Genomic DNA, 25,769 nt, shown 5'->3' with positions numbered 1-25,769 from the left:
CGATCGAATGGGTCACGGGGGTCACGGCGCCGAAGTCAGTTGCTGCTTCGCGCCGTAGATGTCGAAGTCGAAGTATTTCGCGGCGATCTTCTGGTACGTGCCGTTCGCACGAATCGCGGCGATCGCGTCGTTCAGCCGCTTCTTCATGTCGGCGTCGCCCTTGCGTATGCCCATCGCGACGCCGTAGCCGGTGATCCGCACGTCGGTCACGTCCGGGCCCGCGAACGCGTAGCCCTTGCCGCGCGGCGTCTTCAGGAACGAGTAGCCGGCCTGCGTCTTGTCCTGGAAGGTCGCGTCGAGGCGGCCGTTGACGAGATCCTGATACACCTGGTCCTGATTCTGGTACGAGACGATCGTCACGCCCTTGGTCGCCCATTCGGCCTTCGCGTATGCCTCCTGCGTCGTGCCCTGGTCGATCCCGACGCGCTTGCCGGCGAGCGACGCGGCGGTCGGCAGCAGCTTCGAGCCGACCGGCGCGACGAGCGCGCCCGGCGACGCATACAGCTTGTTCGAGAAGTCGATCTGCTTGAGCCGCTCGTCGGTGGCCGTCATCGCGGACATGATCACGTCGAACTTGCGCGCGCGCAGCGCCGGGATCATCCCGTCGAAGCCCTGCTCGACCCACACGCACTTCGCATGCAGTTGCTCGCAGATCGCATTGCGCAAGTCGATGTCGAAGCCGGCGAGCGAGCCGTCGGGCTGCTTCGCCTCGAACGGCGGATACGTGGGATCGATACCCCAGCGGATCGTCGACGTGTCCTGCGCGAACGATGCGAGCGGCGCGAACGCCAGCGCGGTAACGAGGAACTTGGCGGTACGGTTCATGGCGTGTCCTTGAAAGTCTCGACGCGGCGGGCGGAGCCGTCGTCCAGTGAAGGCGCCGCGACGGCATGCCGGTACGAGGCGCGAAAGACGGGGACTTCGATGAAACTGCGATGCAGTCTAGACCGCTAGATTTCCGAGCGCAAGCGGAAGGAAGCGGAGACGGGATGGACCGAGGTCAAGCGGACGCGGAAAGACCGGGCGACGCTTTATTTATGGCTGATTTACGGGATTGGCGGGTGTTTACCCTGTGTGTCGCACGTCCCCCATAGCGGGCGCTTGTCCGAATATCCACCGCGCACCCGATGTCTGGACATGCGATCAGAGCGGAGCCTCAACGAGGAGACCTCAGCGGAATCGACGAGGCAGCCTATACCGCATCGAAAACGACCTCAGAGGCAGTCGTAACCAACTCGCCCCTCCCGCCCCCACCCGATCTGCGCCGCCCGTGGCGTCGCGAAACCCCGCGCCGGGTCCGGCGAAACCGCGATTGCCTGCGATGTGCGGCCATGTTAAAAGTCGTCGCACGCATTTGAAAACGAAATGCTCGAATCCACAGAAGTACAAAAATGAATAGACCCCTGTTCGACATCGACCTGCTGCGCGCGCTGGTGATGGTCGCCGACTGCGGCAGTTTCACGACGGCTTCCGCGCGCCTGCATTCGACGCAGTCGACGGTCAGCCAGAAGGTGCGCCGGCTCGAGGAAATCGCCGGCCACCGCCTGCTCGACCGCGGCACGCGCGACGTGCGGCCGACCGACGCGGGCGTGACGGTGCTCAGCTATGCGCGGCGCATGCTCGCGCTGAACGACGAGATGCTGGAGGCGCTGTCGGGCGCGACGGTCGCGCTGACGATCCGGCTCGGCGTACCCGACGATTTCGCGGCGGGCCGCACGACCCATGCGCTCGCGGCGTTCAAGCGCGAGCATCCGCAGGTGAAGCTCGAAGTGACGTGCGGGCTGAGCCGCGACATCAGCGCCGCGTACGATCGCGGCGAACTCGATCTCGTATTGATCAAGCAGCGGCGCGACAGCCGCGAGGCGGTCGTGCGCTGGCCCGAGAAGCTGCGCTGGATCGACAGTGCGAAGCATCCGTCGATCGATCTCGACCCGGTGCCGATCGTCGTGTTCCCGCCGCGCGGGCTGTACCGCGACGACATGATCAAGGCGATCGAGGAGCGCGGCCGCCGCTGGCGGATCAGCTTCACGACGTCGAGCCTGAGCGGGATCCAGGCGGCCGTCGCGGACGGCCTCGGCATCAGCGTGCTGCCCGCGCGCGTGGTGACGGACGAGCATGTGGTGCTGACCGCGAAGCAGGGCTTCGCGCCGATCGAGCACATGGACATCGCGATCCTGCACCGGCCGACGGCCGACCCGATGGTCGGCGCGCTGACGAAGACGCTCGCGGCGATGCTGGAACTCGAAGGGCGGTAAGCGAAATGCGCCCGATTCGGCCGCACGGCCCCGCGTCAGAACATCGTATTGCCGTTCGCCGCCTGCTCGGGCACCGGCTGGTTGACGTCCCAGTGTTCGACGATCTTGCCGTGCTCGAGCCGGAAGATGTCCATGATCGCGCTGCCGCGCGTGCCGGGTTCGCGCACCGCGTGCACGTGCAGGATCACGTAGTCGCCGTCGACGAACGCGCGTTTGATCTCGCTGTGCGACTGCGGATATTTGTCGCGCAGAAACGCGACGAACTGGCGAAAACCGTCGCGCCCGTCGGCCGCGTTCGGGTTGTGCTGCACGTAGCGATCGCCGACATACGCGAGCGCGGCGTCCGCATCCTTCTCGTTCAAGCCTTTCTCGTAGAACGCCAGCACCGTGCGGCGATTGGCCTCCTGCTGCGCGTCGCTCGCGCCGGCTGCCGCGGCATGCGCGGCCGTCACCGCGAACATCGCCGCCGCGATCCATCGTGTCGCCCGTACTGCTGCCATGCGTCGCATCTCGATCTCCCGGTCGAATCGTTGAAGGCCCGATCATACCGAGGACACCGACCACGCACGCCCGGACGCGTTGACGCACCCGAGCGCGCCACCTGCCCTCAGACCAGCGCGCCGTTGCGCGCGACGATCTTCCCGGACGACACGACGAGACGCCGCACCGGCCGCGCGACGACGGCCTCGGCGAAGGTCAGCGCATCGACGAGCACGACGTCCGCGCGGCAGCCCGGCTGCAGCCCGTAATCCGCGAAGCCGCAGCCGCGCGCTGCGCCGTGCGTCACGCAGTCGAGCGCGACTTCGAGCGCATCGTCGCGGCGGAAATCGTTGCGCATGCCGATCAGCATCGCGCGCTCGAGCATGTCGGGCGAGCCGTACGGCGTCCACGTATCGCGCACGCCGTCGTTGCCGCCGATCACGGTCACGCCCGCCGCACGGCACGCGGCCACCGGCGGCACCGGCACCGAGGCCGGCGCGGTCGTGACGATCGCGACACCGAGCTCGGCCATCCGCGCGAGCAGCGCATCGCGCTCGCGTTCGGCGATATCGCCCAGGCAGAAACCATGGCTGATCGTGACCTTTCCCTGCATGCCGTGAGCCGCCGTGCGCTGCAGGATCAGCTCGAGCGAGTACGCGCCAATCGACCCGCGCTCGTGCAGATGGATGTCGAGCCCGCGGCCGTGGCGCGCGGCGATCGCGAACAGCACGTCCACCGCCTCGACCGGATCGCCTTCGATCGCACACGGATCGAGCCCGCCGAGCAGGTCGGCGCCGGCGTCGAGCGCGTCGGACAACAGCGCATCGGTGCCCGGCCGCTTGAGGACACCCGATTGCGGAAACGCGACGATCTGGATCTCGACCTGCCCGCGCAGCGTCTCGCGCGTGGCCAGCACGCCGTTCAGGTGGCGCAGCCCGGCCTGGGTATCGACGTCGACGTGGGTACGGATGCGCGTCGTGCCGGCCGCGAGGAATGCGCGCGCCAGCGCGAGCGATGCGGCGCCCGCGTCATGGCCGCTCGTCGCGCGATAGTGGCGCTCGTTCTCGATGCGGTCGACGAGGCGCGGCCCGACCTGGTTGCGATACCACGGCATCCCCCAGTGGGTCTTGTCGAGGTGCGTATGGCCTTCGACGAGGCCGGGCAGCGCCAACGCGCCCGCGCCGTCCTCGATCGCGCAGCCGGCGGGCGCATCGAGCGACGGGCCGACGCGCGCGATGCGATCGCCTTCGATCAGGATATCGAGCGCGGCGTCGGCGTTCGTGCGGACATTGCGGATCAGCAGGTTCGTCATGTCGGGTCGGGTCCGGTCGGGTCGGTCGGTGCAAGCCGGGCACGGCGCGCGCCGTGCCGCCGCTCGGGTGGGTCAGCGCGTAAAGCGCAACGACGGGGCGAACGGGGCGCCCGTATCGCTTTCGCCGCGGCGGAATACCCAGCGTTCGGCCGGCACGCCCGCGACGGCCGCCGCCGCATTCGGCGCGCGCACCGCGACGAAGCTCGCGTCGCAGCCGACCGCGATTCCGTAGTTGTCCTTGCCGATGGCGCGCGCGCCGGCGTGCGTCGCCATGTCGAGCGCGACGCCGAGCGCCTCGTCGGTGTAGAAGCCCGACCGGTAGCCGACCATCATCGCGCGCTGCAACATGTCGCCGTTGCCGTACGGCCACCACGCGTCGCGGATGTTGTCGTTGCCCGCGAACACGTGCACGCTCGCGTCGCGCAGCCGTTGCACCGGCGGGAACGCGCAGTCGCCCGGCGCATTCGTCAGGATCGATACGCCGGCTTCGGCCAACACCGCAGCCGTACGCCGCACGTCGTCATCGCTCACCTGGCCGAGCGCATACGCATGGCTCACGTTCACGCGCCCGCCGAGCCCGGCCGCGCGCGTGCGCGCCGCGATCCGCAGCAGTTGCGCAATGCCGGTTTCCCCCGGCTCGTGCAGGTGGATGTCGATTTTCGCGCCGCGCTTCTCGGCGATGCCGAACACGATGTCGAGCTGGCCATCCGCATCGCCGTCGAGCGTCGTCGGGTCGATCCCGCCGACCACGTCCGCGCCGTCGCGCACGGCGGCATCGAGTAGCTCGGCGGTGCCCGGGCACGCGATCACGCCGGCCTGCGGAAACGCGACCAGTTCGATGTCGACGATCCCGCGCCATCGTTCGCGCGCGGCCATCACCGCGTGCAGGTTCGACAGGCCCGTCGTCGCATCGACGTCGACGTGGCTGCGCATCGCGATCGTGCCGAACGCGGCGGCCTGCGCAATCAGCGCGTTCGCACGCTCGACGATCGGCGGCGCGGCCGCGAGCTGGCGCTTCTCGGCCGCAAGCCGCTCGCGCAGCGAGCCGGCCGGTTCGTGCGGCACCCAGCGATCGCCGACGAAGCTCTTGTCGAGATGGATATGGCCGTCGACGAAACCGGGCAGCACGACGCGGCCGTCGAGGTCGATCGTCTGCGCGCCGGGCGCGGCTGCGCAATCGGCGCCGATCGCGGCGAAGCGGCCGTCGCGGACGACGAGGTTGACGGGTTGGCCGCCGGCGTCGACGGCGTTGATGAAGAATCGTTCGGTCATGGCCTGGAATATGGGGGTCGCGGCGCGACGCCGGCGCGGACAGGGGAAGGAACCGCGGCCGGCGCGGCGCGACCTTTGGCAGGAATCCGGCCACGATATCGGACGCCGCTGCCCGAGGCCAATTAAATGTCGCGATGCCGCGCATTCGATTTCGCGATGTGCGGCGCGCAGGCGCGCCGGACCGGACGCGACGGCAGGCACGATCGACGTGGAAAGGGCCGACCCGGTCGGCGGCCGCGCATCGCCCGCATCGCCCGCATCGCCCGCATCGCCCGAATCATCCGCACGCGAGCGCCGGGAGGAAGCCGCGTCGCCGCGTTGCCGGGCGGGGCTTCGACGCCCCGCCCGATCGGCGATTTACGCGGCAACAGACTTTACACGTTGTTACCCGGCCGCACCGGACGCGCATTCGCCCATTCCTTATACTCACGCCGAGTTCGCCACCCGTGTCGGGAATCCATCGGCGGACACGTTGCCGATGCAGGAAACACATGATGCGCATGCCTTCCACGAAGACCGTTCTGTTCGCCTCGCTCGTCGCCGTGGCGGCGCTTCCGCTCACCGCGTGCGTCGCGCCGGGCTACTACGGCGCGCAGCCGGGCTATCCGCAGCAGCAATACGCGACGCCCGGCTATGCACAGCCCGCGTATTCGCAACCGGGCTACGTGCAGCAGCAGCCGGCGTATCCGAACCAGGCGCCGCAACCGTACGATCAATACGGCAACCCGTCGCAGTACGGCTCGCAGCCGTATGACTCGTATGGCAATCGGCAACAGCAATACGCGAACCCGTACGGCACGCAATACGGCACCGTCGCGAACATCCAGCCGGTCAACGGCTCGGTCGGCCCGTCGGGTGTCGCCGGCACCGTCGTCGGTGCGCTGGTCGGCGGCCTGGTGGGCAACCAGTTCGGCCGCGGTCATGGCCGCGATGCGGCAACGGTGATCGGCGCGCTCGGCGGTGCGGTGGCGGGCAACCAGATCGGCCAGCAGATGGGCGCCGCGCAAGGCCCGAGCAGCTACCGGATCGACGTGCAGGTCAGCGACGGCTCGATGCGCTCGTTCGACGTGCAGTCGCCGGGCAACCTGCGTCCGGGCGATCGCGTGCAGATCAACGGCAATCAGCTGTCGCGCTATTGATACCAGCGGCATGCGCGTGAGCCGATCTCGCGCATGCCGAGCATTCGACGTCGGGTGCAGGTTCGGCGCAACGGCACACGCGCCCGGCGTCCCTCGTCGATGGCGGCACGACCCGCCGTCATCACCGTCTTCCCGGCTCCCGTTCGTGCCCGCAGCGGGCATCGCGTCGCGACATCCGGATTCCCGTTAGGATAAGGACGATGCATCCCGCGCCCGCCGCAGCGGCGCGCGCGGGCAAGCACGCCCCTCAACCGGAACGCCCCCGATGACGATCACGATCCGCCTGCTCGACGCGGCCGACGCCGCCTGTTTCCGTGCCGTCCGCCTGCGTGCGGTCGACACCGCGCCCACCTCCTTCCTGCCGACGCTCGACGAAGAATCGCAGGTGCCGGTCGACGAATTCGCGAAGCGCCTCACGCCGACGCAGGTACAGGCCGTGTTCGGCGCGTTCGACGGCGAGACGCTCGTCGGCATCACCGGCGTGCGCCGCGATGCGCGCACGAAGATCGCGCACAAGGCGACGATCTGGGGTGTCTACGTCGACGCCGCATATCGCGGGCAACGCATCGCGCAGGCGCTGCTCGACAGCGCGACCGCGCATGCGGCGAACGCGTGGGGATGCAGCCAACTGATGCTGTGCGTAAACGAGGTCAACCACACCGCGGAGCGGCTGTATGCATCGCAGGGGTTCGTGCGGTTCGGCACGGAGCCGCGCTCGATGTGCGTCGACGGCCGTTTCTACGACGAGCACTACATGATCAAGACGCTGGCATGACACATCGGCGTTCGCGTGCAGGCGCCGGCCGGTTGCACGCGAACGCGGCGACGTGACGTCATCTCACCGCGTGTCGGTGATCGTCGCGTTGACGATCTGCCCGGCGATCGTCACGTTCGTCAGCGTCATCGCGCTCACGTTGAACGCATAGATCGGCCCCGGCGACGTAACCGTCGGCGTGCCCGACGCCACCGGCGTGCCGAAGTCGCAATTGGCGATCGTCACGCCGGAGATCGGCTGCACCGCAGGCGTGGGCGGTGTGCCGTTGTAGTCGAACGCGACCGGCCCCTGCGCGACGATCGCCTGGAAGCACGACGCGCTCACGCCGTTCAGCGTCACGTTGTTCGCCTTCACGTCGGCGATCGTCACGTTCTGCACGACCGGCGCGCGCGTGCGCACCGCATCGTTCGCCGGCTGATAGTCGCAGTCGAACGTGACGATGCCGCCCTGCGCCGCGGACGGATTGCCGGCCGACGGCGTGACGACGCCGAGCGGGACGCTCGCGTTGACCGGGCTGCCCGCGAGCAGCGCACTGCCGTAGCCGCCGCCCTTCAGCGTCACGCCGTTCGGCAGCGTGACGCCCTTCACGTGGAAATCCTTCACGTAGCCGCCGCGATTCATGTTGGTCTTCACGCGAATCGCGATGTTCAGCGGGTTGGTCTGCCAGTTCGCGTTCAGCATCGACAGGTTCGTCGCATAGATCTGCTCGACGCCGCCGCCCATCTCGCTGCCGAGCGTGATCCCGCCGTGCCCGCTGTTCATCGTGCAGTTGCGGATCAGGTGCCGCTTCGCGGGCCCGTATTCGGTGTCGCGGTCCTTGCCCGACTTGATCGCGATGCAGTCGTCGCCGGTGTTGAACGTGCAGTCCTCGCACAGCACGTCGGTGCACGCGTCCGGATCGAAGCCGTCGTTGTTCGGGCCAATGCTGTTGGTCGTCACGCCGCGGATCACGACGTTGCGGCTCGCGGTCGGATGGTGCTGCCAGAACGGCGTGTTCTGCGTCTGGTAGTTCGCCATCAGCACGTTCGTGCAGCCGATGAATTCGACCATGCATGGCCGCAGGTAATGACCGAGGCCGAAGATGCGTTTCTCCACCGGCACGCCGGCCTCGGACAGCGCGGGCAGGTAGTTCTGGTCCTGCTGCCACGGCGTGACGGGCGACGTCAGCAGCGCATAAAGCGCGTCGGGAATCGCGGGCGCGACGATCCGCAGGTCGACGTTGTTCGGGTTCGCGTAGTTCTGGGCCGGCACCGTCGCGCCTGCGCCGTACGCGCCCGACGAGCCCTTGTAGGTCCACCAGCACACGCTGTTCGCGCCGCTGCCGGAGAACGGCGTCATCGCCTGCCCGTTGAGCACCGACGTCGGGCCTTCTCCGGTCAGCGCGATGTTCGTCGCGTGGCGCGCGTAGACGGGCGCACCGAAGTTCAGGCAATCGTTCGCCTGCCAACGGCTGTAGTACAGCCGGCCGTTCGCGCCGCAATCGACCGGGCCGTCCTTCGCGTAATCGGCCGGGTTCGGGCTGAAGTAGATCGTGCAGTTCGCGCTCAGATGGAACGTGACGTTGCTCTGCAGCACGATCGGCCCCGCGCAGTACCAGGTGCCGGACGGCACGACGACCCGGCCGCCGCCTTCACGCCGGCATGCGTCGATCGCCGCGAGAAACGCCGGGCGCGCATCGAATGCGCCGGGCGCGACCGTCAGCTCGGAGCCGGGGCTGACCGGCGATTTCGCTGCCGGGTACGGCGACGTCTGCGCGACCGTCGCGCACCGTCGCGCGCCGTACTGCGTCACGTCGAAGTCGCGCCCGCGCCGCGCGAGCCGCGACACGTGCGCGAGCGATGCGGCGATGCGCGCCGCCGCGCCGTGCTCGCCCCACACGAGATCGACCGCCGACGCATCGGGCGTCGCGCCCTTCGCCAGCGCCCGGCTGGCCGCGAACGGACCGCCGAGCATCGCGCCGCCGGCGAGCGCACCGGTCCAGCCGATGAAAGCGCGGCGCGATACCCGTTTCGATGCGGGCGATCGGGCGGACGAAGACGAACGGCGGCGATGGGCGGCCATGGGCACTCCTTCGGGGTAGAGGGGATCGATGCGCCGGTCGGCGGATCGCGATTTATACGTCGTCGTACTACGTGATGGAGTCTAGACGCGATTGGGGTGACGTATGTATTTGTCGTTTACCCTGTTATTTATGGGGTTATATATCGAATGTGTGCGCACACTCACATCGACGGATGAGGCTCCAGAGATATGTTGTCGTATGTTTATGCGCAAAAACTTCCACTCAATCCTCTCCGGCCACCACTCTCCAACGGTACGGTTCCTGCCCGCCCGCCGCCACCCCGCCTCGGTAATTCCGCCTCTGGTCAGCCCCGCGCCACCCGCGCTATCGTTTGTCCATTCCCACAGTCGAGGAGCCGCCTTTGCCTACCCGCCACGGAGTCGACCTCATCCGCGCCCGCGCGCTGTTCGATCGCGAGCGCCACGCGTTCGCCGAAGCCATGCCGGTTTCCCGCGCGCTGTCCGCGGAAGCGTCCGAGCACTTGCTGTTCGGCGTGCCGTTGCACTGGATGCAGGACTGGTCGACCCCGTTCTCGCTCTACGTGAAGGAGGCCCGCGGCGCGACCTTCACCGACGTCGACGGTCATCGCTACGTCGATTTCTGCCTCGGCGATACGGGCGCGATGTTCGGCCATGCGCCCGAACCCGTCGCCCGCGCGCTCGCCGAGCAGGCCACGCGCGGCTACACGACGATGCTGCCGAGCGAGGACGCCGCCTGGGTGTCGCGCGAACTCGCGCGCCGCTTCCATCTGCCGGTCTGGCAATTCGCTTTGAGCGCGAGCGACGCGAACCGCTTCGTGCTGCGCTGGGCGCGCGCGGCCACCGGCCGCAACACGATCGTCGTGTTCAACGGCTGCTATCACGGCACGGTCGACGACGTGTTCGTCGATCTCGTCGACGGCCGCCCGGTGCAGCGCGACAGCCTGCTCGGACAGTCGTACGACCTGCTCGCGAACACGCGTGTCGTCGAATTCAACGATCTCGACGCGCTCGAAGCGGCGCTGCAGGACGGCGATGTCGCGTGCGTGCTCGCCGAGCCCGCGATGACGAACATCGGCATGGTGCTGCCCGACCCGGGCTTCTGGGAGGCCGCACGCGCACTGACGCGCCGCCACGGCACGCTGCTGGTGATCGACGAGACGCACACGATCAGCAGCGGCCCCGGCGGCTACGCGGTCGCGCACGGTCTCGAACCGGACATGCTGGTGGTCGGCAAGCCGATCGCGGGCGGCGTGCCGTGCGCGGTGTACGGGTTCAGCGCCGAATTCGCGGAACGCGCGAAGCAGGCGAAGCTGAACGCGCCGCCCGGCCATTCGGGAATCGGCACGACGCTCACCGCGAACATGCTCGCGATGCATGCGATGCGCGCGACGCTCGCCGAAGTCGCGACCGATGCCGCCTATGCGCACATGTTCGCGCTCGCCGCGCGGCTCGCGACGGGCCTCGAACATGCGATCGCGAAACACGGGCTGCCGTGGTGCGTGACGCGCATCGGCGCGCGCACCGAGTTTCAGTTCGCGCCCGTGCCGCCGCGCAACGGCACGCTGGCCGGCGCGCAGCTCGACAGCGAACTCGAGCACATCGTGCACCTGTACCTGCTGAATCGCGGCGTGCTGATCACGCCGTTCCACAACATGATGCTCGTGTGCCCGCAAACGACCGCCGACGATGTCGACCGGCTCGTCGCGCAGTTCGATGCGTGTCTGGGCGAACTGGTGTGAAGCGCTGACGCAAGGCCCGGTACTCGCGCGAGCGCGTACCGGGCCCTCCCGCCCGCTACGCGGCCCGCAACGCGCGCCGCGCCACTTCCGCGAAATACCGCGCGCCGACCGGCAGAATGTCGTCGTTGAAATCGTACGTCGCGTTGTGCAGCGGCACGCCGCCCAGCCCGGCCGCTTCGCCGTTGCCGATGAACATGAAATTGCCCGGCACCGCCTGCAGGAACGCGCCGAAATCCTCCGAGATCATCATCGGCTGCACGTCGGGGTTCACCGCGTCGGCGCCCGCGACCTGCGCGGCGGCCTGCACGGCCGTCTCGACCCATTCCGGTGAATTTACCGTCGGCGCGAACTCGTGCGTGTACTCGAACGTGCCGGTCGCGCCGTGCGTGCGGCAGATCCCTTCGCTGATCTCGCGCATCCGCGTGGCCAGCAACGTCTGCACGTCGCGCGAATAGCTGCGCGTGTCGCCCTTGATCGTCACGGTCGACGGCAGCACGTTGCGCAGCCCGTCGGTGATGAATTCCGTGCACGAAACCACCGCCTGCCGGCCCGGGTCGAGATTGCGCGACACGATCGTCTGCAACGCGAGCACGATCTGCGCGCCGATCACGATCGGATCGATGCCCATGTGCGGCCGCGCCGCGTGCGTACCGCGCCCGTCGATCCGGATCACGAAATTGTCTTCGCTCGCCATGATGCCGCCCGCACGCGTCGAGAACGTGCCCGCGCGCATGCCCGGCATGTTGTGCGCGCCGAAGATCGCGTCGACCGGAAAGCGCTCGAACAGCCCGTCGGCCATCATCGCCTTCGCGCCGCGGCCGTGCTCTTCCGCCGGCTGGAAAATGAAGCGCACCGTGCCGTCGAAATCCTTGCGTTCGGCCAGCAGCTGCGCGGCGCCGAGCACCATCGACATGTGGCCGTCGTGCCCGCACGCATGCATCTTGCCCGGCGTGCGCGACGCGTGTTCGCGGCCTGGCGCGTGCTCGGCGATGTTCAGCGCGTCCATGTCCGCGCGAATGCCGATCGCGCGCGTGCCCGTGCCGGCCGTCAGGTTCGCGACGAGCCCGGTGCCGCCGATGCCGCGATGCACGTCGAGCCCGAGCGTGGTCAGGATGCGCGCGACGTAGTCCGATGTGTTCACCTCTTCGAAACCCGTCTCCGGATACCGGTGCAGATGGCGGCGCCAGGTCTTCAGTTGCGCTTGCAGCGTGCTTGCTTCGATTGCGTCGGTTTCGTCCATCGCGTTCGCCTCGTCGGTCGTCATGTCGTTCAGGCTGCCACCGCCGCGCGGCTGAGCCACTCGCGCTGACGCGCGAGCACCGCGTCGGCCGTCTCGCCGACGAACTTCCGGTACACGGACGGCGCGGTCGCCCCTTCCGTGTTGATCGCCAGCACCCGCGCATGCGCATCGAGTCCGACCTGCCGCGCGAGCGCCGGGTCGCGCATCAGCACGTCCAGCCCGGCCACGCCGGCCGCGCCCGATTCGCCGGCGACGAGCGGCACGTCGCGTTCGCTGCCGGCCGCGAGGCTGCGCATCGCCTGCACCGCGTCTTCGTCGTCGATCAGCATGAAATGATCGATGCACATCTCGAGGAAATCCCACGCGAGCGGCGACGCCTCGCCGCACGCAAGCCCTGCCATCACCGAATCGACGCTGCCGGTGGCCTTCGTCGCGCGCCCGGCCAGCGCGCTCTGGTACAGACAATCGGCCTGGCGCGGCTCGACGACGACGAAGCGCGGCCGCTGCACGCCGTCGCGCTCCCACAGGTAGCTCGCGACGCCCGCGGCGAGGCCGCCCACGCCGCCCTGCAGGAACACGTGCGTGAACGGCCGCCCGTCGTCCGCGGCCGCCTGCGCGGCCGCTTCGGCGGCGATCACGCCGTAGCCCTGCATCACGTCGCGCGGAATCGCTTCGTAGCCGTCGTACGACGTATCCGACACGACGTACCAGCCGTTCGCCTGCGCGAGCTGCGCCGCGCAGACGACCGATTCGTCGTAGTTCCCCGCGATGCGCACGATCCGCGCGCCGTACGCCGCGATCGCGCGTTCGCGCTCGGCGTCGACGTTCGCGTGCAGCACGATCACGCACCCGCAGCCGATCGCGCGCGCGGCGGCGGCCAGCGCACGGCCGTGATTGCCGTCGGTCGCGCTGATCACCGTCAGATCGGCCAGCGTCGACGCATAGCGGCCGGTGACGAGCCCCCGCGGATCGAGTTCTTGCGTGCGCCGCAGCCGCTTCACGAGCCGCACCAGCGCGATCGGCGCGCCAAGCGCCTTGAAGCTGCCGAGCGACGAGCGGCACGACTCGTCCTTCACGCTGACGCTCGCGACGCCGAGCCGCGCGGCGAGATCGGGCAGCGCGCGCAGCGGCGTGCGCGTGTGGCCGACGAGCGGCCAGTGCGACAGCCACGCGCCGCTTTCGTCGGCCGACGCGATGTTCATCACGCGGCGCAGCGCGTTGGGATAGGGCGTGCGCGACGCGCGCGGGTTGGCGATCAGCATGGCAAAGGGCTCCGGAGCGGGACCGCTGACGGTCCGTCGGGTGAGTCGGATCAGGCAGACGCAGGTTGCGCTCGCCATCGGTTGGAAAAATAATATTGCGTGCACTGGCGAATGAAATCGCCAAATCGACGGCTCATACGCAAAAATTTCTCATTCTTTCGAGGCTCGACACACCATCATGACGCCCCCTCTCGATGCGTTCGATCGCAAGCTGTTGATGGAAGTCCAGCGCGACGCGCAGACGCCGCAGGCCGAGCTCGGCGCGCGCGTCAACCTGTCGACCGCCGCCGTGAACCGGCGGCTGCGCCGCCTCGCGGAAGACGGCGTGATCGAGCGCTATACGGCCGTCGTCGCGCCGGACAAGGTCGATCATCCGCTGACGATCGTCGTGAACGTCGAGGTCGAAAGCGAGCAGATCGACCAGCTCGACGCGATGAAGCGCGCATTCGAGCGCTGCCCGCAGATTCAGCAGTGCTATTACGTGACGGGGGAATGGGATTTCGTGCTGATCCTCGCGGTGCGCAACATGGATCAGTACAACGCGCTCACGCGCGAGCTGTTCTTCGCGAACAACAACGTGAAGCGGTTCAAGACGCTGGTGAGCATGAGCCGCGTGAAGGTCGGCCTCGACGTGCCGGTCGATGCCGGCGAGTGAACGCTGCGGCGAAACGGCCAGCGCACGACTGCCTGCGCCGGCCGCTTCCCATCGACGGCTACGTCAGCGACAACTGAAGCTCGCCGCCGAATTCAGGTCGCCCGAGCCGTTGTAGCGCGCGATCTGCGGATACGGGCACAGCGGCCGCGTGCGCCCCGCGCCCCACGATGCGGGCACGTCCGCGTTCGGCACCGCATTCGTCGTGTCGCGCGCGGCAGCAACGATCGCCGTCGGCGCCTGCCCCTGTTCGACCCACTCGACGAGCGGCGTCAGCATGTCGAACTGGTCGGCGGCCGGCCCGCCCGAGCAGTGGTTCATCCCCGGCACCGGATAGAAGCGTGCAAAGCTCGACGCGTCGCCGCCGTTCGCCTGCGCGACCTGCGCGTACCAGTCGCGCGTGTCGTTGAACGAAAACACCGGGTCGCCCGTGCCGTGATAGACGAGCAGCTTCGCGCCGCGTGTCTTCAGCGCGGACAGGTTCGTCTCGTCGGGCGGCGTCATGAACGACCACGCCGATTGCGTGTACACGCCGCTCGTCGCGAAGATCGCCGGCGCGTCGTTGTCCATGTCGAAGCCGAGCGCGAAACCGGGCAGGTTCGCGAGCGCCGCGGCGGTTTTCGGCGGCGTCATGAACGTGAACGCCATCGCGGCCGGATCGAGCGTGATCGACGCCGATTGCTTCCACGACGCCCAGCCGCCGGCAGCCACGCCCGGGTCGTACGGAAAGCTCGCGTACAGCGCCGTGCCCGCGCCGTTGCGCGCACCGGCGAACACGTTCTCCAGCGCGGTTTTCTGCGCAGGCGTCAGGCAGGCGCCGGTGCGCGTGCCGTTCGCGCAGGTCGGGATATCGGTATCGATGCTGAAGTGCGCCTGGCACGCGGCGACGTCCTGCACCATCCCGTCGGCCGCGCCGTCGAGCGCATCGCATTTGTCGAGGATCCTCGCGCCGACGAACTGGCGTTCCGCATCGTTGAAACCGCTGCGGATATCCGGCAACCCGTTCGATCCGGTGGCCGACGCGATCCTCGCGAACTGCTGCGCGCCGTACATCTCGCCGATCGCCGCCTTCGGCAGATGGAAGCCCGGATCGCCCGCGATGATGCCGTCGTAGTCGGCCGGGTTGCGCACCGCCGTGACCATCGCGTGACGGCCGCCGTTCGAGCAGCCGCCGAAATAGCTGCGATCGGGCGCCTTGCCGTACGCGAGCCGGATCACCTGCTTCGCCATCGGCGTCAGCGCATCGACGGCGCCGTAGCCGTAGTCGATCCGCGCCTGCGGATCGAGGCCGAACAGCGGATTCTGCGCGGCGCTGTGCCCGGAATCCGAGCTGATCACCGCGAAACCCTGGTTCAGCGCGTTGGTCAGCGGCCCGCCGCCGCCGATCTCGCCGGTCGCGGTCACGACGTTACCGTCGAGCCCGCCGTTCGCCTGGTAGAAGAAGCGGCCGTTCCACGCTTTCGGCAAACGCATCTCGAAGCCGATCGCATAGGTCTTGCCGTCCACCGCGCTCACGCGCTCGTTCATCTTCCCTGCGATCACGCAGTGCTCGGCGACCGGCTTGCCGGCCACCGTCAGCGCGCCGGCCGCCGCGGTCGTCACCGACGTGAACGACGTGTTCGCATACGCGAGCTTCGCGGCGAGCGCGTCGCAGGTCTGCGCCATCGCGGCCGGCGTCGCGGCGCTCAGGTGCGTGGGCGCGGCACCGATCGAATCGTCGCCGCCGCAACCGGCGAGCATGGCGGCGGCGGACAACGGCGCAATACAGAGGATTGCAGATTTTCTGTGCAAGATAACTCCCGTTCGGTTCGTCACGCCGGTGAATCAGAACATGTGCCGCACGCCGACCATCGCGCCGAGCTGCCCCATCCCGGCGCCGGGCGTCGTGCCCGGCCCGCCGCCGCTGACCGAGTAGCGAGCATGCGCGCTGTTCCACAGATACGACGACTGTGCGTAGACGGCCGTGCGCTTGCTCAGCAGATAGGTCGCACGCAGCGTCGCCATCGTCGCGCGCGTGTCGTGTGCGCTGTTGACGATCCGGTAGCCTTCGCCGTCGACGATGAAAGCGGGCTTCACCGCATACGACGCACCGACGAAGAACAGGTCCGAACGCGCGCCGGCCGCGGCCGGCGAACCGGTCGACACGCGCCGGCCGATCCAGCCCGCGCCGATCTTCGCGCCGCCCGCCTGCGCATACGCGCTCACGTGCGTGCGCGCGTCCTTGCCGCCGCTGCTCGTGAAGGGGACGGGCGCGACGCCGTCGAAGAAATTCGCGGCCGCGCCGGTGCCGCCGCGCTGCTCCTCGTACGACGCCGCCGCGCCGAAATACGCGCTGTCGTACTTGAGCATCACCGACCAGTTGCGGCATTGCACCGCGTCGCCCGGCACCTGCCCCGCGCACGTGCCCTGCCCCGGCGAGTTGCCGGTGCCCGCGCCGTCGCGGCCGAACGAATACGCGGCGCCGAGCGTCACGCCGCGGTACGTGCCGAGGTAAGTCACCGCGTTGTCGGCGCGGCCGTTCGGCACGTACGCGTCGAACGAGCCGAGCCCGTAGATGTCGGGGCCGATGATGTCCGCGCCCTGCAGCGCGAGATAGGTCATCGTGTACTGACGGCCGAACGCGAGCGTGCCGAAGCCGCTCTTCAGACCGACGAACGCCTGCCGCCCGAACAGCCGTCCGCCCTGCCCGAGATCGCCGCCGCGCACGTTGAAGCCGCTTTCGAGCGTGAACACCGCCTGGTAGCCGCCGCCGAGATCCTCGGTGCCGCGCAGCCCCCAGCGCGACGGCAACTCGCCCGTCACGGCCGGCATCCGCACCACGTGGTCGCCGGCCGCGTTCGCGTGCGACACGAATTCGACGCCCGTATCGATGATCCCGTACAGCGTCACGCTCGACTGTGCGTGTGCGCCCGGCGCGGCGAGCGCGCAGCACGCGCCGGCGGCCAGCAGGCCGTTCCTTGTCTTCGTTTTCATTTCGTTGCGTCTCCAGACCGTGTTGAATTGCGCGCTCTGACGGCGCGCATCGAAAAAAGCGAACCGTCAGTCGCCGGCTTGCGGGCGGCGAATCAGCACGAAGGCAGCGAAGGCCGCGACGAGCGTGACGGGGATGCTCGCGCCGATCACGACGGGCGCGCTGCGGCCGGCGGCCAGCAGCGTCGCGGCCGCGAGCGGCCCGACGACGGAGCCGAGCCGGCCGACCGCCACCGCCGCGCCGACGCCGGTACCGCGCATCGCGGTCGGGTAGTAGATTGCCGCGAGCGCATACAGCACCGACTGCCCGCCGACCACGAACATCCCCGCCGCGAACGCGGCCGCCGCGAGCGACGCGAAACCGGGCGCGGCCGCGAGCGCGGCGAGCGACAGTACGATCCCGACATACATGCCGCCGACCACGCGCGACGCGCGCATCCGGTCGAGCGCCGCGCCGATGCCGAGCGCGCCGAGCCCCGCGCCGACGTTGAATGCGATCTGCACGAGGCCGACGTGCGCGCGATCGAGCCCGCGCGCGGCCATCAGCGACGGCAGCCAGTTCAGCAGGAAGTAGAGGACGATCAGCGTGCAGAAGTAGCTGACCCACAGCGCGACCGTCGACGTCGTGCGGCCGTCGCCGAACAGCGTGCGTGCGACGCTGGCGCGCGCGGCCGGCGTGCCCGCGACGTCGAGATACGCGCGCGATTCCGGCAGGAACCACACGAGCAGCGGCACGAGCAGCAGCGGCCCCACGCCGCCGACGTAGAAGATGTGCCGCCATTCGGTGTCGCCGGCGAGCAGCACGCCGATCAGCGACGCGATCACGCCGCCGAACGGGATCCCGCAGTACATCGTCGCGACCGCGCTGCTGCGCGAACGCGGCTCGACCGCTTCGGACGACAGCGCGATCAAGTTCGGCATCGCGCCGCCGAGGCCGATGCCGGTCAGCACGCGCACGACGACGAGCATCGCGAAGCTCGAGACCTGCGCGGTCGCGATCGACAGCAGCCCGAACAGCACGGTCGACGCGATCAGCACGCGCTTGCGGCCGATCCGGTCGGCGAGCCGCCCGCCGAGCATCGCGCCCGGCAGCAGCCCGAAGGTGCCCGCGCTGAACGCGATGCCCATCTGCGACACGGACAACCCGAATTCGCGCGCCATCCGCGGCGCGGCAACGCCGACCGACTGCAGGTCGAGCCCTTCGAGGAGTGCGATCGCGAAACACAGCGCGAGCGTGGTCGCGACCGTGGGTTTTTCGGCAACGTAGGTATTCATTGTGTCTCCAGTCCCATGTCTTGTAGTCGGTCGGCCGTGCAACGACCGCCGCGCGCCGCCGCCGGCCAGTGGCGGTTCGGCGCGCGAGGTGCCGCATGAACGGCCGCCTTTATCAGGCAACCTGATTCACTGGCCGCAAGCATGCCCGCCGGTGTCGTGGCCGGCCGGTCGTTGTGTGTGCTCGTTGCTGCTGACTGCCCCTGCGTACTGCTTACGCGTAAATTACGTCGGGATCGCGCCGCGCCGGGTCGTACAGCGCGTCGATCGTCGCCGCGCGATGCTTCTGCACGGCCGCCTGGTTCAGCGAACCCTTGTCGGTCACTTCGCCGAGATCGAGCGACGGCGGCGTGTCGATCAGCCGGATCCGCGCGACGAACGTCGAGCCGCCGCTCGCGTTCCGGTTCAGCTCGGCGAGCCACGCCGCGAACGCCGCCCGCACGGCCGGCGCGCGCAGCACGTCGGCCACGGACGCATCGGCGGCAAGCCCCGCGAGCGCACGGCATGCATCGACGCGCGGGAACACCAGCAAGCCGATGTCGTCGCGATCGATCCCGGTCACGACCACGTCCTGCACGTATGGGGCACCCGTCGACACGGCATTCGCGCGCAACGGCCCGACGCTGACGAACGTGCCGCTGCTCAGCTTGAAGTCCTCGGTGAGCCGCCCGTCGAACAGCAGCCCGAGTTCCGGCCGCGCCGGATCGGCAAACACGCCCGCGTCGCCGCTGCGGTAATAGCCTTCTTCGTCGAACACGTCGCGCGGATCGACGTCGGCATGCCAGTAGCCGCGCATCACGTTCGGCCCCTTGAAGCGCAGTTCGTGCTTGCCGCCGCACGGCACGAGCTTCGCGTCGCAGCCGGGCGCGGGCAACCCGATGTAGCCGGCGCGCATCAGCGGCCCCGTGGTGAACAGGCACGACGGCGACGCCTCCGTCATCCCGAGGCCGGCCATGATCCGGATGCGCTCGCCGCAATGCGCTTCGGTCACGCGGTCGAGCCGGTCCCACGCGGCTTGCGACAGCCCCGCGCCGCCGAAGAAATACAGCTTCACGCGCGAAAAAAACGTGTCGCGCAGTTCGGCATCGCGTTCGAGCGCGGCGGTCAGCTCCTCCCAGCCCTTCGGCACGTTGAAGTAGATCGTCGGCGCGATCTCGCGCAGGTTGCGCACGGTTTCGTCGAAACGGCCGGGCATCGGACGGCCGTCGTCGATATACAGCGTGCCGCCGTTGTACAGCGCGATGCCGAGGTTGTGACTGCCGCCGAACGTGTGATTCCACGGCAGCCAGTCCACCAGCACCGGCGGCTCGCGCGTGAGTTCGGGCATGGTCTGGCGCAGCATCTGCTGGTTGCTGCACAGCATCCGGTGCGTGGTCGGCACGGCCTTCGGCAGCTTCGTCGAACCGGACGTGAACAGGATCTTCGCGAGATGGTCGGGGCCGACCGCATCGTGGATCGCGTCGATCGTGCGCGGGACGGTGGCGACGAGGCGCGACAGCGGCACCGCGCGGCCGTCGGCATCGACGTCGGCATCGCGCGCGACGATCAGCGCCGCATCGGCCGGCAGCGTCGCGTCGAGCGCACGCGCGAACGGTGCGCGCTCCGCGACGAACACCGCACCCGGCCGCAGCACGCCGAGCGTGTGACGCAGCTTGCCGTAGTCGGTCGACACCAGCGAATACGCGGGCGAGATCGGCGAGTACGGCACGCCGGCCAGCATCGCCGCGAACATCAGTTGCAGATGCTCGAGATCGTTGCCGGACAGCACCGCGAGCGGACGGTCGGCCGACAGCCCGAGATCGACGAGCCCCTGGCCGAGCGCGCGCGCGCGTTCGAGCATCCGCGCGTAGGTGATCTCGATCCAGCGCCCGTCTGCACCGCGCCGCGCAGCCAGCACGCGATCGGGGTGCGCTTGCGCGCCGCGCACGAGGCAGTCGGTGATGCGCGTCGGATAAGCGCCGAGCGGCTCGCGCGAGCGCAGGTACCAGGTGCCGTCGTCGTCGCGACGAATCTCGGCCGCGCCGACCGCGACGGCCGCCGCGCGATAGCGCACGCCGCCCGTGTCGGCCGCCGGCCCGCCGGCGGGGTGCGAGACGTTCATCGTGACCTCGCTCATATCGGGTAGTGCCGCGGCGCGGTCTGCACGGTGATCCAGCGCAGCTCGGTGAATTCGGCGATCGACGCGCGGCTGCCGAAGCGGCCGTAGCCGCTCGCCTTCGTGCCGCCGAACGGCATCTGCGCTTCGTCGTGCACGGTCGGCCCGTTGATGTGGCAAATCCCCGATTCGATCTGCCGGGCGACCGCCATCGCACGTGCGACGTCGCGGCTGAACACGCTCGCCGACAGCCCGAACTCGCTGTCGTTCGCGAGCGCGACCGCTTCGTCATCGCTATCCGCACGCAGGACGGCGACGACCGGCGCGAACGACTCCTCGCGATAGAGCCGCATGTCGCGGGTGACGCCGTCGACGATCGCGGGCTGCATCGTCGCGCCATCCACACGGCAACCGAGCGGCAGTTGCGCGCCGTGCGCACGCGCATCCTCGACCAGCGCCGCCGCGCGCGCGGCGGCCCGCGCATCGACCATCGTGCCGAGCGGATGGCCGGCCAGCGGATCGCCCGCGACCAGCGTGCGCGCCTTCGCGGCGAGCCGCTCGACGAGCGCATCGGCGATCGGCCGCGCGGCGATCACGCGCTCGGTCGACATGCAGATCTGCCCCTGGTTGAAGAATGCGCCGAATGCGATCGCGTCGACGGCCGCGTCGAGATCCGCGTCGTCGAGCACCAGCACCGGCGCCTTGCCGCCGAGTTCGAGCAGCACGGGCTTCAGGTGCGCGGCCGCGTGGCGCGCGACGATGCGGCCGACGTGCGTCGACCCGGTGAAGTTGATCCGCTTCACGTGCGGATGCGCGATCATCCGCTCGACGAGTTCGGGTGCGTCGGCCGCCGCGTGCGTGATCACGTTCACCACGCCCGCACCGAGCCCCGCTTCGTCCAGCACCGCGCCGATCAGCGCATGCACGCCCGGGCACGCCTCGGACGCCTTCAGCACGACCGTGTTGCCGCACGCGAGGGGCATCGCCAGCGCACGCGTGCCGAGAATCACCGGCGCGTTCCACGGCGCGATGCCGAGCACCACGCCGCACGGCACGCGCATCGCGAGCGCGAGATTGCCCGGCACGTCGGACGGGATCACGTCGCCGGCGATCTGCGTCGTCATCGACGCGGCCTCGCGCAGCATGTTCGCCGCGAGCGTCACGTTGAAGCCGAGCCAACCGGGCGTCGCGCCGGTTTCGGCGACGCCGGTTTCGATGAACGCGTCGATGCGCGCATCCATCAGGTCGGCCGCCTTCAGCAGCCGGCGCCGCCGCTCGGTCGGCGCGAGCGCCGCCCATGCGGGGAATGCGCGGTGCGCGGCGTCGATCGCCGCGTCGACGTCGGCGTTGCCGGCCGCCGGCGCGCGCGAAGCGAGCGCGCCCGTCGCGGGGTTGAGGCGGTCGAAGGTCCGCCCGTCGCGGGCGGCGCACCACTCGCCGCCGATCAGCATCCGTCTGTCGGTCATGTCGTCTCCTGCCTTGCCTGTCTCTTGCGATTACGCCGGCGGTGACGCCGGCGGCTGCGTCGGCGCTTGTATCAGCGCTTGTATGCCTGCAGGCCCGGCTTGATCGTCTTGTCGTCGAGGAACTGCTTCAGCCCCTGCTCGCGGCCGCGCTCCGGGTCGCGCAGCTGCGCCTGGTCGAGCTTCGCGTACAGGTAATCCTCGCACTGTTCCCACGTGAGCTCGCGCGAACGCTTGAAGCCGTGCTTCGCCGCGCGCAGCACGACCGGGTTCTTGTCCATCAGCCGCGCGGCGAGCGCGATCGTCGCATCGCGCAGCCCGGCGAGCGGCACGCTGCTGTTCACGAGGCCCATTTCCGCCGCTTCCGCGCCGGTGAACGTATCGCCGGTCATGATGAAGTGCAGCGCGCGGCGATGCCCGACCGTGTCCGCCATCGCCTTGCTGACGAGGTTGCCCGGCGGGATGCCCCAGTTGATTTCCGACAGCCCGAACACCGCGTCGTCCGCCGCGATCGCGAGGTCGCACGCGACGAGCGGCGAGAACCCGCCGCCGAAGCACCAGCCGTTCACCATCGCGATGGTCGGCTTGTTGTACATCCGCAGGCGGCGCCACTGCCATTCCGATGCGTCGCGGCGCACCTTTTCCTGCAGCGCGTCGGGGCCGCCGTCGATCTCGCGGAAATATTCCTTCAGATCCATGCCGGCCGTCCACGCGGCGCCCGCGCCGGTCAGCACCAGCACCTTCGCCTCGTAGTCGAACTCGATCGCGTCGAGGACTTCCAGCATCTCCCGGTTCAGCGTCGGGTTCATTGCGTTGCGCTTCTCGGGGCGATTCAGCGTCACCCACGCGATGCCGGCCTCCACTTTCACTTCAACGGTCTGCCAGCGATTGTCGTACTTGCTCATGTCTGTTCCTGTCGTTCGTTCCTGTGCGATTCGGTGCGCAGCATCCCTGCTGCGGACGACTTCATTTAATATCAGGCTACCTGATATTGCAAGCGGCACGAGCGCCGGTGTAAACCCGGAGCGGAAGGCGGAGAAAGTGTCGGGAAATCGGGGAGCGGTCGGGCGACCGGCTCTGGCGCGTACGAAGCGAGCGGACCGGCAGGCCCGCGTCGTAAAAATCGGGGAAGCGGTCAGCCGCGCAGGTTGCGCGAGAACAGTTCGAGCGCGCGCTGCACGTGCGCGGCGTCGTCGGCCGAGATGTCGCCGAGCATGCGTGCCTCGAGCGGGCGCAGCACGGCTTCGCATTCGCGCAGCATCGCCGCGCCTGCGTCGGTCAGCGTCAGCAGGATGATGCGGCCGTGCGACGGGTCGGCTTCGCGCGTGACGAAACCGCGCGCGGCCATCACGCTCATCACCTCGTTCGCCGATTGCGGCGTGATCCACGAGCGCTCGGCCAACTGCGCATTCGACGATGCGCCGCGCGCCTCGAGCACCGACAGCGCCGTGTATTGCGCGAGCGTGATGCCGAGCGGCGCGAGCGCGTCGGTCATGTGACGCCGCAGCAGCCGGTCGAGGCCGCCGATCACGTAGGTCAGGCGTTGTTGCACGCGCGCTTTCGGCTTGTCGCCCGTCGCGCGGGCGTTCTTCGCGGCGTTCTTCGGATTCGCGGGCTTGGTCGGTGCGGAACTCATGGTGCGGGCAGGATGGAATTGCGGGCCATCTTACCAGCAGGTGGGGAGATGAACGGATGTTCGGGGATGGCGGTCGGCCGCCGTGCGCGCGCGCATGTGCAGCGGATCGCGGGCCAGACCGCGAAGACCGTCGCGTCGGCCCGATCCCATGGACGGGAACCCGTATGCGACGACGCGATCAACCGCGCGGCGTGCCCGCGAACCGCGCGGTCGGCAGCCCCGCATGCCGCGCCTGCGCGACGAACACGCCGCCCGCGTGCGCGTCGCCGGCCAGCGCGTCGTCGCTCAGCCCGACACGCGCACTCGTCACGTACAACCTGCCTTCACCGTCGATCGCGACACAACTCGGCTGCGCGGTCGGCACCTCGACGCGGTCCGTCTCGATCCCGTCCGGCCCGTAACGCACCACCCGCCGGCCGCCCCACTGCGCGTTCCACAGCCCGCCGTCGCGATCGACGATCGAGCCGTCCGGGTCGCCGTCCGCATCCGTCAGCCGCGCGAACGGCCGCACGTTCGCGACGTCGCCGCCTGCCCGGTAATCGCACACGAAAATCTCGCGCACCAGCGAATCGCAGAAATACAGCTTCGTGCCGTCCGGCGAGAACGCGATGCTGTTCGCGATCGCTGCCGCCGGCAATGCAAGCCGTTCGAGCGTGAGATCGGGATTGAGCCGGTAGAACCCGCCGACCGCGCGCGGCGGCTCGGCGCCCTCGTCCTTCATCCCGAACACGAATGCGCCGAACGGGTCGCAGCGCCCGTCGTTCAGCCGCGTGGGCAGATCGGGTTCGACGTCGACGATCCGCGTGAACGCGCCGCGGCGCAGGTCGAAGAACGCGAGATGCGTCGCGAGCCCGACGAGCAGCACGTCCGGCTCGTCGGTCAGCGCAAAGCACGCGAGCCGTTCGGGCATCGCCCATTGCGCGAGGTCCGAACCGTCCGCGCGGCAGCGCCACAGCTGCGCGCCCTCGATGTCCACCCAGTACAGCGCGTGCGTCCTGTCGCACCACGTCGCGCCTTCGCCGAGCGTGTTGCGGCTGTCGACCAGCAGCGCCGCCGCCGTGCCCGGTTGAGTCTGTTGCATGCCGTCTCCCGATATTCGTCGTAAGTGCAGGCGGCCGCGCGTGAGTCGAAGTCAGATCTTCATCGCGCGCCGTTGGTTGCGACGATACTGGTCGAACAGCACCGCGAGCAACAGAATTCCGCCGCGTATCAGATATTGGTAAAAGGTCGGCACGTTCAGCAGGCTCATCGCGTCCTGCACGGAGCCCATGATTAGCACGCCGACCAGCACGCCGGAGATGGTCGCGACGCCGCCCGTCAGCGACACGCCGCCGAGCACGCACGCGGAAATCACGCCGAGCTCGAGACCGACCGACGTCTTCGGATCGCCGAGGCTCATCCGCGACGCGAGCATCACGCCGGCAAAGCCCGTCACGAGCCCCTGCAGCACGAACACGGCGATCTTGATGCGCATCACCGGCAGCCCCGCGAGCAGCGCGGCCTCGCCGTTGCCGCCGACGGCCAGCACGTTCTTGCCGAACACCGTCTTGCGCAGCAGGAAGCCGAACACGACGAAGCCGACGATGTTGCTCCAGATCGGATACGAGATGCCGAGGAACGACCCGCCGCCGAGATCGAAGAAGCGCTCCTCGGAGATCATCACCGCGTCGCCGTTCGACGTGATGAACGCGAGCCCGCGCACGACTTCCATCATCGCGAGCGTGACGATCAGCGAGTTGATCCGGTAGCGCGCGATCAGCACGCCGTTCACGAGCCCGACTGCACCGCCCGCGAGCACGCCGGCCGCGATGCCGAGCACGACGCTGTGCGTCGCGGTGATCAGCGTCGACGCGACGACGCCCGCGAACGCGACGATCGACGCGACCGACAGGTCGACCTCGCCGAGCGCGAGCACGAACATCATCGTCACCGCGATCGAGCCGATCAGCGTGACCGACAGCAGCAGGCCCTGGATGTTGCGCGGCGTGAGGAAGTCCGGCACCGTCAGCGACAGCGTCGCGAACAGCACGAGAAACACCATCACGATGCCGGAGCGGTTGATCAGCTGCCACACGCCGCCGCGCGCACGCGCGGGCACGGCGGGAGCATCCGGGGATGGGGTGGTACGTTGGGGTTGCATTGCCTGGCTCATAACGTTTGCTTT

At 69.0% G+C, this 25,769-nt stretch carries 21 protein-coding genes; 5 read left to right on the top strand and 16 right to left on the bottom strand.

Annotated elements, in window-relative coordinates; genetic code table 11:
* Positions 1 to 21: 21 nt before the first annotated feature.
* A complete protein-coding gene (locus WS89_RS19245; RefSeq protein WP_059792721.1) occupies positions 22 to 825 on the bottom strand; it encodes an ABC transporter substrate-binding protein in 804 nt (267 codons plus the stop codon).
* Between the two features lie 566 nt (positions 826 to 1,391).
* On the opposite strand from WS89_RS19245, the gene WS89_RS19240 reads away from it, so the two are divergent.
* Positions 1,392 to 2,255 carry a LysR family transcriptional regulator gene (locus tag WS89_RS19240; RefSeq protein WP_034205875.1) on the top strand — a complete coding sequence of 288 codons (864 nt, stop codon included), beginning with the start codon at positions 1,392 to 1,394 and terminating at the stop codon, positions 2,253 to 2,255.
* A 35-nt stretch (positions 2,256 to 2,290) separates the two neighbouring features.
* Here WS89_RS19240 and WS89_RS19235 read toward each other — a convergent pair whose 3' ends face one another.
* The 3 genes from WS89_RS19235 to WS89_RS19225 form a co-directional block, all read right to left on the bottom strand.
* Positions 2,291 to 2,764, bottom strand: coding sequence for a nuclear transport factor 2 family protein (locus WS89_RS19235; protein ID WP_059792719.1), 474 nt, complete (start codon positions 2,762 to 2,764; stop codon positions 2,291 to 2,293).
* 98 nt (positions 2,765 to 2,862) lie between these two features.
* Positions 2,863 to 4,047, bottom strand: a complete 1,185-nt coding sequence (locus tag WS89_RS19230; protein ID WP_059792717.1) for an amidohydrolase family protein — start codon at positions 4,045 to 4,047, stop codon at positions 2,863 to 2,865.
* Between the two features lie 72 nt (positions 4,048 to 4,119).
* A complete protein-coding gene (locus WS89_RS19225; RefSeq protein ID WP_059792715.1) occupies positions 4,120 to 5,319 on the bottom strand; it encodes an amidohydrolase family protein in 1,200 nt (399 codons plus the stop codon).
* Positions 5,320 to 5,810: 491 nt separating this feature from the next.
* Between WS89_RS19225 and WS89_RS19220 the strand changes: the two genes are divergently transcribed.
* Entirely contained in the window at positions 5,811 to 6,458 is a 648-nt protein-coding gene (locus WS89_RS19220; RefSeq protein ID WP_059792713.1) for a glycine zipper 2TM domain-containing protein, read from the top strand.
* A 265-nt stretch (positions 6,459 to 6,723) separates the two neighbouring features.
* Positions 6,724 to 7,233 (top strand): GNAT family N-acetyltransferase, encoded by a 510-nt coding sequence (locus WS89_RS19215; RefSeq protein ID WP_059499559.1) that lies wholly within the window; start codon positions 6,724 to 6,726, stop codon positions 7,231 to 7,233.
* Positions 7,234 to 7,296: 63 nt separating this feature from the next.
* On the opposite strand, the gene WS89_RS19210 is transcribed toward WS89_RS19215, so the two are convergent.
* Entirely contained in the window at positions 7,297 to 9,294 is a 1,998-nt protein-coding gene (locus WS89_RS19210; RefSeq protein WP_059792711.1) for a glycoside hydrolase family 28 protein, read from the bottom strand.
* A gap of 362 nt (positions 9,295 to 9,656) precedes the next feature.
* Between WS89_RS19210 and WS89_RS19205 the strand changes: the two genes are divergently transcribed.
* Positions 9,657 to 11,015 carry an aspartate aminotransferase family protein gene (locus WS89_RS19205; RefSeq protein WP_059499561.1) on the top strand — a complete coding sequence of 453 codons (1,359 nt, stop codon included), beginning with the start codon at positions 9,657 to 9,659 and terminating at the stop codon, positions 11,013 to 11,015.
* A 55-nt stretch (positions 11,016 to 11,070) separates the two neighbouring features.
* On the opposite strand, the gene WS89_RS19200 is transcribed toward WS89_RS19205, so the two are convergent.
* A complete protein-coding gene (locus tag WS89_RS19200) occupies positions 11,071 to 12,255 on the bottom strand; it encodes a M20 aminoacylase family protein (RefSeq protein WP_059793022.1) in 1,185 nt (394 codons plus the stop codon).
* A gap of 29 nt (positions 12,256 to 12,284) precedes the next feature.
* Positions 12,285 to 13,517, bottom strand: a complete 1,233-nt coding sequence (locus tag WS89_RS19195; RefSeq protein WP_059792708.1) for a diaminopropionate ammonia-lyase — start codon at positions 13,515 to 13,517, stop codon at positions 12,285 to 12,287.
* A gap of 178 nt (positions 13,518 to 13,695) precedes the next feature.
* On the opposite strand from WS89_RS19195, the gene WS89_RS19190 reads away from it, so the two are divergent.
* The gene (locus tag WS89_RS19190) at positions 13,696 to 14,172 is read left to right on the top strand and encodes an Lrp/AsnC family transcriptional regulator (RefSeq protein WP_034203136.1); all 477 of its coding nucleotides are present in this window, start codon (positions 13,696 to 13,698) and stop codon (positions 14,170 to 14,172) included.
* A gap of 63 nt (positions 14,173 to 14,235) precedes the next feature.
* On the opposite strand, the gene WS89_RS19185 is transcribed toward WS89_RS19190, so the two are convergent.
* The 9 genes from WS89_RS19185 to araH form a co-directional block, all read right to left on the bottom strand.
* Positions 14,236 to 15,960: a tannase/feruloyl esterase family alpha/beta hydrolase gene (locus WS89_RS19185; RefSeq protein ID WP_059792706.1), complete on the bottom strand. Its 1,725-nt coding sequence runs from the start codon at positions 15,958 to 15,960 to the stop codon at positions 14,236 to 14,238.
* 33 nt (positions 15,961 to 15,993) lie between these two features.
* Positions 15,994 to 17,142 carry a porin gene (locus WS89_RS19180; protein ID WP_059792704.1) on the bottom strand — a complete coding sequence of 383 codons (1,149 nt, stop codon included), beginning with the start codon at positions 17,140 to 17,142 and terminating at the stop codon, positions 15,994 to 15,996.
* A 66-nt stretch (positions 17,143 to 17,208) separates the two neighbouring features.
* Positions 17,209 to 18,414, bottom strand: coding sequence for a 3-(3-hydroxy-phenyl)propionate transporter MhpT (mhpT, locus tag WS89_RS19175; protein WP_059499565.1), 1,206 nt, complete (start codon positions 18,412 to 18,414; stop codon positions 17,209 to 17,211).
* A gap of 211 nt (positions 18,415 to 18,625) precedes the next feature.
* Positions 18,626 to 20,527, bottom strand: a complete 1,902-nt coding sequence (locus WS89_RS19170; RefSeq protein WP_059499566.1) for a feruloyl-CoA synthase — start codon at positions 20,525 to 20,527, stop codon at positions 18,626 to 18,628.
* The gene (locus WS89_RS19165; RefSeq protein WP_059792702.1) at positions 20,524 to 21,972 is read right to left on the bottom strand and encodes an aldehyde dehydrogenase; all 1,449 of its coding nucleotides are present in this window, start codon (positions 21,970 to 21,972) and stop codon (positions 20,524 to 20,526) included. The genes WS89_RS19170 and WS89_RS19165 overlap by 4 nt, the downstream gene beginning before the upstream one ends.
* 71 nt (positions 21,973 to 22,043) lie before the next feature.
* Positions 22,044 to 22,874: a p-hydroxycinnamoyl CoA hydratase/lyase gene (locus WS89_RS19160; RefSeq protein ID WP_059792700.1), complete on the bottom strand. Its 831-nt coding sequence runs from the start codon at positions 22,872 to 22,874 to the stop codon at positions 22,044 to 22,046.
* Positions 22,875 to 23,104: 230 nt separating this feature from the next.
* Positions 23,105 to 23,605: a MarR family winged helix-turn-helix transcriptional regulator gene (locus WS89_RS19155; protein ID WP_059792698.1), complete on the bottom strand. Its 501-nt coding sequence runs from the start codon at positions 23,603 to 23,605 to the stop codon at positions 23,105 to 23,107.
* Positions 23,606 to 23,783: 178 nt separating this feature from the next.
* Positions 23,784 to 24,686, bottom strand: a complete 903-nt coding sequence (locus WS89_RS19150) for an SMP-30/gluconolactonase/LRE family protein (RefSeq protein ID WP_059792696.1) — start codon at positions 24,684 to 24,686, stop codon at positions 23,784 to 23,786.
* Positions 24,687 to 24,737: 51 nt separating this feature from the next.
* Positions 24,738 to 25,757, bottom strand: coding sequence for an L-arabinose ABC transporter permease AraH (gene araH, locus WS89_RS19145; RefSeq protein WP_059792694.1), 1,020 nt, complete (start codon positions 25,755 to 25,757; stop codon positions 24,738 to 24,740).
* Positions 25,758 to 25,769 lie beyond the last annotated feature (12 nt).

Origin of the sequence: Burkholderia sp. MSMB1072 (assembly GCF_001524725.1) — a bacterium.
Taxonomy (GTDB): domain Bacteria; phylum Pseudomonadota; class Gammaproteobacteria; order Burkholderiales; family Burkholderiaceae; genus Burkholderia.
Note: the sequence above shows the minus strand (reverse complement) of the source record. Positions and strands in the feature narration are given on the sequence as shown.

Bases quoted from the DNA above. Each gene is read 5' to 3' on its own strand.
- WS89_RS19245 (WP_059792721.1), bottom strand. From the start codon at position 825: ATGAACCGTACCGCCAAGTTCCTCGTTACCGCGCTGGCGTTCGCGCCG.
- WS89_RS19240 (WP_034205875.1), top strand. From the start codon at position 1,392: ATGAATAGACCCCTGTTCGACATCGACCTGCTGCGCGCGCTGGTGATG.
- WS89_RS19235 (WP_059792719.1), bottom strand. From the start codon at position 2,764: ATGCGACGCATGGCAGCAGTACGGGCGACACGATGGATCGCGGCGGCG.
- WS89_RS19230 (WP_059792717.1), bottom strand. From the start codon at position 4,047: ATGACGAACCTGCTGATCCGCAATGTCCGCACGAACGCCGACGCCGCG.
- WS89_RS19225 (WP_059792715.1), bottom strand. From the start codon at position 5,319: ATGACCGAACGATTCTTCATCAACGCCGTCGACGCCGGCGGCCAACCC.
- WS89_RS19220 (WP_059792713.1), top strand. From the start codon at position 5,811: ATGATGCGCATGCCTTCCACGAAGACCGTTCTGTTCGCCTCGCTCGTC.
- WS89_RS19215 (WP_059499559.1), top strand. From the start codon at position 6,724: ATGACGATCACGATCCGCCTGCTCGACGCGGCCGACGCCGCCTGTTTC.
- WS89_RS19210 (WP_059792711.1), bottom strand. From the start codon at position 9,294: ATGGCCGCCCATCGCCGCCGTTCGTCTTCGTCCGCCCGATCGCCCGCA.
- WS89_RS19200 (WP_059793022.1), bottom strand. From the start codon at position 12,255: ATGGACGAAACCGACGCAATCGAAGCAAGCACGCTGCAAGCGCAACTG.
- WS89_RS19195 (WP_059792708.1), bottom strand. From the start codon at position 13,517: ATGCTGATCGCCAACCCGCGCGCGTCGCGCACGCCCTATCCCAACGCG.
- WS89_RS19190 (WP_034203136.1), top strand. From the start codon at position 13,696: ATGACGCCCCCTCTCGATGCGTTCGATCGCAAGCTGTTGATGGAAGTC.
- WS89_RS19180 (WP_059792704.1), bottom strand. From the start codon at position 17,142: ATGAAAACGAAGACAAGGAACGGCCTGCTGGCCGCCGGCGCGTGCTGC.
- mhpT (WP_059499565.1), bottom strand. From the start codon at position 18,414: ATGAATACCTACGTTGCCGAAAAACCCACGGTCGCGACCACGCTCGCG.
- WS89_RS19170 (WP_059499566.1), bottom strand. From the start codon at position 20,527: ATGAGCGAGGTCACGATGAACGTCTCGCACCCCGCCGGCGGGCCGGCG.
- WS89_RS19165 (WP_059792702.1), bottom strand. From the start codon at position 21,972: ATGACCGACAGACGGATGCTGATCGGCGGCGAGTGGTGCGCCGCCCGC.
- WS89_RS19160 (WP_059792700.1), bottom strand. From the start codon at position 22,874: ATGAGCAAGTACGACAATCGCTGGCAGACCGTTGAAGTGAAAGTGGAG.
- WS89_RS19155 (WP_059792698.1), bottom strand. From the start codon at position 23,605: ATGAGTTCCGCACCGACCAAGCCCGCGAATCCGAAGAACGCCGCGAAG.
- WS89_RS19150 (WP_059792696.1), bottom strand. From the start codon at position 24,686: ATGCAACAGACTCAACCGGGCACGGCGGCGGCGCTGCTGGTCGACAGC.
- araH (WP_059792694.1), bottom strand. From the start codon at position 25,757: ATGAGCCAGGCAATGCAACCCCAACGTACCACCCCATCCCCGGATGCT.